Raw genomic sequence first — 9,991 nt, forward strand, 5'->3', positions numbered from 1 at the left:
AAACCGAAGGTTTGCAAAATGCGCTACATCAGTACCCGCGGCCAGGCTCCGGCCCTGAATTTCGAAGATGTGCTGCTGGCCGGTCTGGCCAGCGACGGCGGCCTCTATGTGCCGGAAAACCTGCCGCGCTTCACCGTTGAGGAGATCGCCTCCTGGGCGGGGCTGCCGTACCACGAGCTGGCTTTCCGGGTGATGCGGCCGTTCGTCAGCGGCAGCATTCCGGATGCCGATTTCAAGCAGATTCTCGAGCAGACCTACGCCACTGGCGAAGGTGGCGTATTTGCCCACGCTGCGGTGGCGCCGCTGCGCCAGCTGAACGGTAACGAGTGGGTGCTGGAGCTGTTCCACGGCCCGACCCTAGCGTTCAAGGATTTTGCCCTGCAGCTGCTCGGCCGCCTGCTCGACTACGTGCTGGCCAAGCGCGGTGAGCGCGTGGTGATCATGGGTGCGACCTCCGGCGATACCGGCTCGGCCGCCATCGAAGGTTGCCGCCGCTGCGAGAACGTCGACATCTTCATCATGCATCCGCATAACCGTGTGTCGGAAGTGCAGCGCCGGCAGATGACCACGATCGCTGGCGAGAACATCCACAACATCGCCATCGAAGGCAACTTTGACGACTGCCAGGAGATGGTCAAGGCCAGCTTCGCCGACCAGGGTTTCCTCAAGGGCACCCGGCTGGTGGCGGTCAACTCGATCAACTGGGCGCGGATCATGGCCCAGATCGTTTACTACTTCCATGCTGCGCTGCAGCTGGGTGGTCCGGCACGCTCGGTGGCGTTCTCGGTGCCGACCGGCAACTTCGGCGACATCTTTGCCGGCTACCTGGCGCGGAACATGGGCCTGCCGGTGAGCCAGCTGATCGTCGCCACCAACCGCAACGACATCCTGCACCGCTTCATGTCCGGCAACCGCTACGACAAGGACACCTTGCACCCGTCGCTGTCGCCGTCGATGGACATCATGGTGTCGTCCAACTTCGAGCGTCTGCTGTTCGATTTGCACGGGCGCAATGGCAAGGCGGTGGCCGATCTGCTGGATGCCTTCAGGGCCAGTGGCAAGCTGTCGGTCGAGGAAGACCGCTGGACCGAGGCACGCAAGTTGTTCGACTCGCTTGCAGTGGATGATGCGCAGACCTGCGCGACCATCGCTGAAGTGTTCCGTGAAACCGGTGAGTTGCTCGATCCGCACACTGCCATTGGCGTGCGCGCCGCGCGTGAATGTCGGCGCAGCCTGAGCGTGCCGATGGTGACGCTCGGCACCGCGCATCCGGTGAAATTCCCCGAGGCGGTGCAGAAGGCCGGAGTGGGCAAGGCGCTCGAGCTGCCGGCGCATCTGGCCGATCTGTTCGAGCGGCCTGAGCGCTGCACGGTGCTGGCCAATGAGTTGAAGGCGGTTCAGGCCTTCGTCGGCCAGCATGGTAATCGCGGCAAGCCGCTGTAAGCGCAGCGCAGCAATGCAAAAGGCCAGTCGTGAGACTGGCCTTTTGCGTTCTAGCGATAGCGTTGTAAACGCCTCGCAGCTGCGGCGTTATTCGTCGAACTCTTCCCAGCCACCCATTTCCCGCCAGCGGTTGACGATCCCGCAGAACAGCTCAGCGGTCTTCTCGGTGTCGTAGCGTGCCGAGTGTGCCTCGCGGCCGTCGAAATCGATTCCGGCCGCTTGGCAGGCCTTGGCCAGCACGGTCTGGCCGTAGGCAAGGCCGGCGAGCGTGGCGGTGTCGAAGCTGGAGAATGGATGGAACGGGTTGCGCTTGATATCGCAGCGGGCAATCGCCGCGTTGAGGAAGCCTAGGTCGAAGCTGCTGTTGTGACCGACCAGAATCGCCCGCTTGCAGCCACTGGACTTCACCGCCTTGCGCACATTGCGGAAGATCTCGTGCAGCGCGTGGTCTTCACTGACCGCCATACGCAACGGGTGATCGAGTTTGATGCCGGTGAATTCCAGTGCTGCCGGCTCGATGTTGGCGCCGGCGAACGGTTCGACACGAAAGAACTGCGTTTCCTGCGGGTAGAGCAGGCCCTGCTCATCCATGCCGATGGTCACCGCAGCGATTTCCAGCAAGGCGTCGGTGGCGCAGTTGAAACCGCCGCACTCGACGTCGATGACGACGGGCAGGAAGCCGCGGAAGCGGCGCGCCATTGGCGAACGAGGGCGGCCCGGCTGGTTGGTGTCCAGCTCGTCGTCGAAATGCTCGTCGCTCATCGGCTTGCCTCCAGGCGCCAGCGCAGGATTTCCCCGGCGCGCAGCGGAATCAGCTGCTGCTCGCCGAACGGCAGGCTGGCCGGCATTTCCCAGGCGTCGCGCACCAGCGTGATCTGCTCGGTGTTGCGCGGCAGGCCGTAGAAGTCGGCGCCGAAGTGGCTGGCGAAGGCTTCCAGCCGGTCCAGCGCGTTGCGCTGTTCGAAGGCCTCGGCATACAGCTCGATGGCCGCATGCGCGGTATAGCAGCCGGCGCAGCCACAGGCGGATTCTTTGGCATGTTGGGCATGCGGCGCCGAGTCCGTGCCGAGGAAGAACTTCGGATTGCCGCTGGTGGCAGCATCCAGCAGCGCTTCCTGGTGCACGTTGCGCTTGAGAATGGGCAGGCAGAAGAAGTGCGGGCGAATGCCGCCGACCAACATGTGGTTGCGGTTGTACAGCAGATGGTGGGCGGTGATGGTGGCGCCAACATTGGCGCCGGCCGCCTCGACGAACTGCACGGCATCGCGTGTGGTGATGTGCTCGAACACCACCTTCAGTTGCGGGAAGCGCTCGGTTACACGGCTCAGCTGCTCGTCGATGAAATGCTTCTCGCGGTCGAAGATATCGATTTCGCTGCGCGTCACCTCGCCGTGCACGAGCAGGGGCAGGCCGACCTCGGCCATCGTTTCCAATACCGGGAAGATGTTGTCGATCCGCGTCACGCCCGATGCCGAGTTGGTCGTGGCGCCGGCAGGGTAGAGCTTGGCCGCGTGCACGAAGCCGCTGGCCTTGGCGGCGCGCACGTCTTCGACGCTGGTGCTGTCGGTGAGGTAGAGCACCATCAGCGGTTCGAAGCGACTGCCGTTCGGGCGGGCGGCGAGGATGCGCTGGCGATAGGCGGCAGCTTCATCGGCGTTGCGTACTGGCGGCACCAGGTTGGGCATGATGATCGCGCGGGCGAACTGGTGCGCGGCGTCGGCCACCGTGTGCGATAGCACCGCGCCGTCGCGCAGGTGGATATGCCAGTCGTCGGGGCGCAGCAGGGTGATTCGGTCGGACATGCGGGTTTCCTGGCGGGTGAAACGTGCGCGAATGCTACCGGAAAAGCCTGCCGGCGGCACGCGTCGCTCCCCGCAGCCGGAGCTAGCGTGGGCGGGGATGGCTCAAGTTTTGTGGCGCCGCTCCGATACCCCGGAGGAATGCGTTCTCTCCGGAGTTTCCCGTGCGCCTGCGTCCGCTCGTGCTGTGCTGCCTGTTGGCCTCCCCGGCCGATGCCATCACCTTCCAGACCCGTCTGGAACGGGTGCAGTGGCATGTCGAGGGGGATCAGTTCGAGTGCCGCCTGAGTCAGCCGATCGCCGGCTTCGGCAGTGGGCAGTTCGTCCGGCGCGCTGGCGAGGAGGCGATCTTCCGTCTGCAGTCCCCGCAGCGCTGGCTGGGTGCAGGATCGGCCACGCTTTATGCGGCCGCGGCGCCCTGGCAGCCGGCGCGAGGTGATATCAACCTGGGCGTGGTATCGGTCGGTGGCGGCGAAATTCCGTTTAACAGCTCGCATCTGCAGGCTGGCCGCCTGCTTAGCGGGCTGCTCGAAGGCCGTAGCCCGGTCGTGCGTCACCGCACCCTGCACGGCGGCGAAACGCTGGAGGTGCGCCTGCTGCCTGCGCGATTCGCCAAGGCCTACGAGGACTATCGCGCCTGCGCGGCCAAGCTGCTGCCGGTCAATTACGATCAGGTGCGCCAATCGCAGGTCGGTTTTCCGTCTGGAGATGTGGTGCTGGATGATGTCGCACGCGCCAAGCTGGACATCATCCTGCAGTTCCTCAAGGCCGATCCTAGCGTCAATCGCATCGTGCTCGACGGGCATTCGGACAACAGCGGCAACCGCCTGACCAATCGTGACCTGTCGCGCAGAAGGGCGGTCGCGGTGCAGGAATACCTGCAGGCCAACGGCGTACCGGAGGCGCAGATTACCCTGCGCTTTCATGGCGAGCGCTATCCGCTGGTACGCAACGACAGCGCCGCGGCACGGGCGAAGAATCGCCGCGTGACGCTGCGCCTGGAGCGCGAGGCGGCCAGCGAGACCGCAGCGACGGCGCCTGCCACGCCGGCCAGCTGAGGCGCGCGCCCCTGTAAATACAGCCCCGTGATCGGTAGAATCCACGGTTTTCCGTACAACCGTGGAGCTGATGGCATGGCGGACATTAAGAAGGTGGTTCTGGCCTATTCCGGTGGCCTGGACACCTCGGTGATTCTCAAGTGGCTGCAAGACACCTACAACTGTGAAGTGGTGACCTTCACCGCCGACCTCGGTCAGGGCGAAGAGGTCGAGCCGGCCCGCGCCAAGGCCCAGGCCATGGGCGTCAAGGAAATCTACATCGACGACCTGCGCGAAGAATTCGTGCGCGACTTCGTGTTCCCGATGTTCCGCGCCAACACCATCTACGAAGGCGAATACCTGCTGGGCACCTCCATTGCCCGCCCGCTGATCGCCAAGCGCCTGATCGAGATCGCCAACGAGACCGGCGCCGACGCCATCTCCCATGGTGCGACCGGCAAGGGCAACGACCAGGTGCGTTTCGAGCTGGGCGCCTACGCTCTCAAGCCGGGCGTACAGGTAATCGCACCCTGGCGCGAGTGGGAGCTGACTTCCCGTGAAACGCTGATGGCCTACGCCGAAAAGGCGAAGATCCCGGTCGACTTCGCCAAAGCTGGCAAGAAATCGCCGTATTCGATGGATGCCAACCTGCTGCACATCTCCTATGAAGGCGGCGTGCTGGAAGACACTTGGACCGAGCACGAAGAAGACATGTGGCGCTGGTCCGTCTCCCCGGAGAAGGCGCCCGACGTCCCCACCTACATCGAGCTGACCTACCGCAAGGGCGACATCGTCGCTATCGACGGCGTCGAGATGACCCCGGCCACCGTGCTGGCCAAGCTCAATGAAATCGGCGGCGCCAACGGCATCGGTCGCCTGGACATCGTGGAAAACCGCTACGTGGGCATGAAATCCCGCGGCTGCTACGAAACCCCCGGCGGCACCATCATGCTCAAGGCCCACCGTGCCATCGAGTCGATCACCTTGGACCGCGAAGTGGCCCACCTGAAAGACGAGCTGATGCCCAAGTACGCCAGCCTGATCTACAACGGCTACTGGTGGAGCCCCGAGCGGCAGATGCTGCAGACCATGATCGACGCCTCCCAGGAGCACGTGAACGGCGTGGTGCGCCTGAAGCTGTACAAGGGCAACGTCATCGTCACCGGCCGCAAGTCCGACGACAGTCTGTTCGACACCCGCATCTCCACCTTCGAGGATGATGCCGGCGCCTACAACCAGGCCGATGCCGGTGGCTTCATCAAGCTGAACGCCCTGCGCATGCGCATCGCCGCTGGCAAAGGTCGTTCGCCGCTCTGATAAGCTGCGCGGACCGAGCCTGACCCGACCCCGGCCCTGTGCCGGGGTCTTGCTTTATGCACCGTATCTGCGAGGAGAACCAACCCATGAGACTGCTGCATACCATGCTGCGCGTTGGCGACATGGACAAATCCATCGCCTTCTATACCGAAGTGCTAGGCATGACCCTGCTGCGCCGCAAGGATTACCCGGATGGCCAGTTCACCCTGGCGTTCGTTGGCTATGGCGACGAGGCGCACAACAGCGTGATCGAGCTGACCCAGAACTGGGGTGTGGAGCATTACGCGCTGGGTGACGGCTACGGCCATATCGCCCTGGAGGTGGAGGATGTCTACAAGGCCTGCGAGGACATTCGTGCCCGTGGCGGCAAGGTCACCCGTGAGCCGGGGCCGATGAAGCATGGCTCGAGCATCCTGGCGTTCATCGAGGATCCGGATGGCTACAAGATCGAGCTGCTCTCGCCGCAGCGCCGCGACTGACCAATAAAAAAGCCCCGAAAGGGGCTTTTTTATTACAGGTCGAAATCGAAATCGTTGAGCTGCTTCTGCAGACGTCGCTCTTCGAGCAGGTTGTCGATGATGCGGCGCTTGGTCAGGTTGGTCTTGGCGACTTCGGCGGGGGCATCGGTGGTTTCGTCGTCGTCTTCGGCGATGAAATCGTCTTCGATCTGTATATCTTCTTTCTCGGCCACGTGTTCACTCCAAGGCTACTGGGCGCTTTGGCGCACCTTATAGCGGCAAACCCGGGCTCGGTAAAAAAGATTTTTTCAATCGTGAGAGAAGGATTTGTCGAGTGAGCTCAATCGTCTGACGTCTTGTGCTTGTATTCGCACAAGTCTTCGATACGACAGCTGCCACACTGCGGTTTGCGTGCCTTGCAGACATAGCGGCCATGCAGGATCAGCCAGTGGTGGGCGTCCAGCAAATACTCCTTGGGCACAAACTTGATCAGCTTGCGTTCGACCTCGAGCACGTTCTTGCCGGGCGCGATGCCGGTACGGTTGCTGACGCGAAAGATGTGCGTATCAACCGCCATCGTGAACTGACGAAAGGCCGTGTTGAGCACCACGTTGGCGGTCTTGCGGCCGACGCCCGGCAGCGCCTCGAGGTCTGCGCGGTTGTCCGGCACCTGGCTGCCGTGCTTTTCCACCAGAATCCGGCAGGTCTCGATGACGTTCTTCGCCTTGCTCGGGTACAGGCCGATGGTCTTGATGTACTCGCAGAGCCCGTCATAGCCGAGGGCGTAGATCGCTTCCGGGGTATTGGCTACCGGAAACAGCCGGGCGGTGGCCTTGTTCACCCCGACATCAGTCGCCTGCGCGGAAAGAATCACGGCGATCAGCAGCTCGAACGGCGTGCTGTATGCCAGCTCGGTCTTGGGTTCGGGGTTGTCTTCGTGCAGGCGACGGAAGATCTCCCGGCGTTTCGTGGCATTCATTCAGGCAGCTTCATTCGATGACCCCGGTGACACGCACCCGCCGGCTCGCTGCGGCGACCTTCGGTTCGCGCGCCGCGGCGCGGGCGGCGAGTTGTTCGTCGATGCGGTTCTTCAGCGCGATCAGCAGGCCCAGCACGATGAAGGCACCGGGCGGCAGAATCGCCAGCAGGAAGCCCTGATAGTCGTTGATCAGCGTGATCTGCCAGTTGGCGGCCAGCGGGCCAAGCAGCAGCTGCATGTTGGCGAACAGCGCACCAGTGCCGAGCAGTTCGCGGATGCTGCCGAGCACCACCAGCACCAGGCAGAAGCCCAGGCCCATCACCAGTCCGTCGTAGCCGGCGACCAGCGGCTTGTGCTTGGCGGCGAAGCCGTCGGCGCGACCGAGGATGATGCAGTTTGTGGTGATCAGCGGAATGAAGATACCCAGAATCTGGTACAGCTCGTAGGTGAAGGCCTGCATCAGCAGCTCGATGCAGGTGGTCAGCGCGGCGATGATCATCACGAATGCTGGCAGGCGCACGGCGGTATTCACCACGCTGCGCACCAGCGATACGGCAATGTTCGAGCAGGTCAGCACGAGCATGGTCGCCAGCCCCAGGCCCAGCGCGTTGACGGCCGAGTTGCTCACGCCTAACAGTGGGCACAAGCCCAGCAGCTGTACCAGGCCGGGGTTGTTTTTCCACAGTCCGTTGAGGGTCAGTTCGCGGTAGCTGGGTGTGCTCATGGCGTGCTCCCTTTCGGCGTAACGGCCGGCTCGCGGGCACGCAGCTCGTCGCTGGTTGCCGTGCCGGCACGCGAGTGGATGGTGGTGGCGGGCTGGTCAGCCGGAGCGGCCGCGGCGTCCGCAGCGGTATCGGTGCCCTGCAGCAGTTCGCTCTTGTGCGCATCGAAGTACTGCAGCGCGCGATGCACCGCACCGACCACGGCGCGCGGGGTGATGGTCGCGCCGGCAAACTGGTCGAAGTCGCCCCGATCCTTCTTCACTGCCCAGCCGGCTTCGTCGGGGTCGCTCAGCGACTTGCCGGCAAAGGCATGGATCCAGTCGCTTTTCGCCAACTCGATCTTGTCGCCCAGGCCTGGGGTTTCCCGATGGCTGAGGACGCGCACGCCAGCCAGGCGGCCATCGGCGAGCACCCCGACCAGTAGGCGGATGGCGCCGCTGTAGCCGTCCGGCGCGGTGGCCTGGAGGATGACTGCAACCGGCTGGCCATCCTTGTGGGCAATGTAGGCGGGCAGCGGCTGGCGGTTGCCCAGCAGCCGATCATGCACCTCGACGACGTTGTCGAGCAGATGATTGTCGTAGCTGCCGGGGGGCAGGATCTCGCCGAGCGCGCGAACCTGCGCCTCACGCTCGGCGGCCTGAATGCGTTCGGCTGTGCCCTGCTGCAGCAGCGTGGCGGTGCCCACAGTGGCGATGGCGAACAGGCCGAGTACGGCGGCGTTCTTCAACATCGAGCGGCTGATTTCCGGAAGCATCATGTCATTCGCCCAGCTTGAAGCCGCGCTCGGCCTTGCGATGGCCGTAGGTGCGCGGGCGCGTGTAGTAGTCGATCGTCGGCGCTGCGAGGTTCATCAGCAGCACGGCGAAGGCGACGCCATCCGGATAGCCACCCCAGGCGCGGATCACATACACCAGGACGCCGACTCCGGCACCGAAGATCAGTCGGCCCCGAGTGCTGGTGGCGCCGCTCACCGGGTCGGTGACGATGAAGAAGGCGCCGAGCATGGTGGCGCCGCTGAGCAGGTGGAACAGCGGCGAGCCGTTGCTGTCGGAACCGGCGCCGTTCCAGAACAGCAGGCTCATCAGCGCCAGCGCGCCGAGCATGCCGACCGGTGCGTGCCAGCTGAACAGTCGCCGATGCAGGAGAAACAGGCCGCCGGCGAGGAAGGCCAGATTGACCACCTCCGAGCCGATGCCGCCGAAATGTCCGAAGGCGGGGTTGCGCCACAGCTCCTCGATGGTCAGCCGGTTGTTGAGCTTAAGCACGTCCAGCGCGGTGGCCTGGCTCCAGCCGTCGGGCAGCGCGCCGATGCCGAGTATCTGCCGCAGTCCGTCCAGAAGACCGACGCCGTGGGGCACCGGCCAAGTGGTCATCTCCACCGGGAAGGAGATCAGCACGACTACATAACCGACCATCGCCGGGTTGAACGGGTTCTGCCCCAGCCCGCCATACAGCTGCTTGCCGAAGACGATGGCGACGCCGGTGGCGATCAGCGTCAGCCACCAGGGCGAGTAGGGCGGCAGCGCCAGCGCCAGCAGTACGGCGGTGACCAATGCGCTGCCATCGCGCAGGAAGAAGCGTACCGGACGGCCGCGCAGCTGGAGGATGGCCGCTTCGCAGGCCAGCGCCACGCCGCTGGCCCAGCACAGGTTGATCAGCGTGCCGGCGCCGTACAGCCAAGTCAGGGCAATCACGCCGGGCAGCGTCGCGGCGAGCACCAGCAGCATGACGCGCTGGGTGCGGTTGCCGCCCTGGGCATGGGGCGATGTGATGCGGGGCAGGGCCATTGGTGCTGTGGTTCCTGTGGTTTTGTGCGGTGGCGCCGCTGCCGGCGCGACCATGAGGGTGTGTTTGGTGCGGCCTCGTCAGCCGTCCATGTGCTCGGCCAGGCGTCGCTCGGCGGCCTGCAGACGGGCGCGTGCCGATTCCAGACTGGCTGCGGCGCTGGCCGGGTCGCGTTCGAGCTTGCGCAGGTCGGCGCGGGCAAACGCCACGTTGGTCTTCAATTCGCGCAAGCGTTCGTCGACGCCCGGTTTGCTGGTGCGTAACAGGACCGGTGCGGGCTTTCCGGAGTCTGCCTCGGCGGCATGCAGGGCCTGCTCGGCGGCAGCGAGGGCGTCGCGCAGGCGGGCCAGCTCAGCATCCGCGCAGCCCGCCTGTTCGGCTTTCTTCAGCTCGGCGCGCTTGAGTGCTAGTTCGATCTTGGCTTTCTTCAGCGCCTCGTCGCCCGCGGGTT

Annotated in this window: 12 protein-coding genes; 4 read left to right on the forward strand and 8 right to left on the reverse strand. The window is 64.4% G+C overall.

All coding sequences use genetic code 11. The annotated features are described in order from the left end of the window. The first annotated feature begins 18 nt into the window (after window positions 1–18). Entirely contained in the window at window positions 19–1,443 is a 1,425-nt protein-coding gene (gene thrC, locus NAV27_RS07185; protein ID WP_009867782.1) for a threonine synthase, read from the forward strand. Window positions 1,444–1,530: 87 nt separating this feature from the next. Here the strand turns inward: thrC and rnt are convergent, their stop codons facing one another. Then, window positions 1,531–2,205 carry a ribonuclease T gene (gene rnt, locus NAV27_RS07190; protein ID WP_009867781.1) on the reverse strand — a complete coding sequence of 225 codons (675 nt, stop codon included), beginning with the start codon at window positions 2,203–2,205 and terminating at the stop codon, window positions 1,531–1,533. Then, a complete protein-coding gene (gene pyrC, locus NAV27_RS07195) occupies window positions 2,202–3,245 on the reverse strand; it encodes a dihydroorotase (protein ID WP_102827504.1) in 1,044 nt (347 codons plus the stop codon). The genes rnt and pyrC overlap by 4 nt, the downstream gene beginning before the upstream one ends. A 161-nt stretch (window positions 3,246–3,406) precedes the next feature. On the opposite strand from pyrC, the gene NAV27_RS07200 reads away from it, so the two are divergent. From NAV27_RS07200 to gloA, 3 genes are all read left to right on the forward strand, one after another. Then, window positions 3,407–4,300 carry a flagellar protein MotY gene (locus tag NAV27_RS07200; RefSeq protein ID WP_009867778.1) on the forward strand — a complete coding sequence of 298 codons (894 nt, stop codon included), beginning with the start codon at window positions 3,407–3,409 and terminating at the stop codon, window positions 4,298–4,300. A gap of 75 nt (window positions 4,301–4,375) precedes the next feature. Then, the gene (locus tag NAV27_RS07205; protein WP_008566807.1) at window positions 4,376–5,596 is read left to right on the forward strand and encodes an argininosuccinate synthase; all 1,221 of its coding nucleotides are present in this window, start codon (window positions 4,376–4,378) and stop codon (window positions 5,594–5,596) included. An 86-nt stretch (window positions 5,597–5,682) separates the two neighbouring features. Then, entirely contained in the window at window positions 5,683–6,075 is a 393-nt protein-coding gene (gene gloA, locus NAV27_RS07210) for a lactoylglutathione lyase (protein WP_003287095.1), read from the forward strand. Window positions 6,076–6,107: 32 nt separating this feature from the next. Here the strand turns inward: gloA and NAV27_RS07215 are convergent, their stop codons facing one another. From NAV27_RS07215 to NAV27_RS07240, 6 genes are all read right to left on the reverse strand, one after another. Beyond that, complete coding sequence (locus NAV27_RS07215) at window positions 6,108–6,287, reverse strand: PA3496 family putative envelope integrity protein (protein ID WP_003287094.1); 180 nt, start codon at window positions 6,285–6,287, stop codon at window positions 6,108–6,110. 107 nt (window positions 6,288–6,394) lie between these two features. After that, complete coding sequence (gene nth / locus NAV27_RS07220) at window positions 6,395–7,033, reverse strand: endonuclease III (protein ID WP_102827503.1); 639 nt, start codon at window positions 7,031–7,033, stop codon at window positions 6,395–6,397. Between the two features lie 10 nt (window positions 7,034–7,043). Continuing rightward, window positions 7,044–7,757, reverse strand: coding sequence for an electron transport complex subunit E (locus NAV27_RS07225; protein ID WP_008566805.1), 714 nt, complete (start codon window positions 7,755–7,757; stop codon window positions 7,044–7,046). After that, window positions 7,754–8,512 (reverse strand): electron transport complex subunit RsxG, encoded by a 759-nt coding sequence (gene rsxG, locus NAV27_RS07230; protein ID WP_102827502.1) that lies wholly within the window; start codon window positions 8,510–8,512, stop codon window positions 7,754–7,756. The genes NAV27_RS07225 and rsxG overlap by 4 nt, the downstream gene beginning before the upstream one ends. 1 nt (window position 8,513) lies before the next feature. Then, on the reverse strand, window positions 8,514–9,542 hold the full coding sequence (locus NAV27_RS07235; protein WP_102827501.1) for an RnfABCDGE type electron transport complex subunit D: 1,029 nt from the start codon (window positions 9,540–9,542) through the stop codon (window positions 8,514–8,516). Between the two features lie 78 nt (window positions 9,543–9,620). Next, on the reverse strand, window positions 9,621–9,991 hold a 371-nt coding region (locus tag NAV27_RS07240), incomplete at its 5' end, for an electron transport complex protein RnfC (RefSeq protein ID WP_256055293.1).

The sequence above is a fragment of the Stutzerimonas degradans genome, from assembly GCF_024448505.1.
In the GTDB taxonomy this organism is placed as follows: domain Bacteria; phylum Pseudomonadota; class Gammaproteobacteria; order Pseudomonadales; family Pseudomonadaceae; genus Stutzerimonas; species Stutzerimonas degradans.